The sequence below is a fragment of the Bradyrhizobium sp. Leo114 genome, from assembly GCF_055229415.2.
In genome coordinates this window covers 1-272 of record NZ_JBUYEN020000256.1, presented here as the reverse complement: position 1 = coordinate 272, position 272 = coordinate 1, and the positions used below count along the sequence as shown (strand labels likewise).

At 61.8% G+C, this 272-nt stretch carries 1 protein-coding gene; it reads left to right on the top strand.

Going from position 1 to position 272, the window contains the following annotated elements; translation table 11 throughout:
- Positions 1-73: 73 nt before the first annotated feature.
- Positions 74-272: transposase (locus tag ACZIRK_RS45635; protein ID WP_463719721.1), on the top strand; the 199-nt coding region annotated here is incomplete at its 3' end.

The window sequence follows — 272 nt, the reverse complement described above, 5'->3', positions numbered from 1 at the left end:
TGAAATGGACCCCGATTGTGGGACCACGTGCTTAGTTGGAAGGGGCTGCTCCGTTTGATAGACGGAGCGCATGATGACGACAAAGACGAGACGCAAGATCGACGCGGCACTGAAGGCAAAGATCGCGCTGGAAGCGGTGCGGGAACAGGCGACGGTGGCCGATCTGGCCCAGCGCTATGAGGTTCACCCGAACCAGATCTATGCCTGGAAGAAGCAACTGCTGGACCAGGCGGCCCGGGCCTTTGACGCGGGTGTCGGGCGGGAGAGCGAGG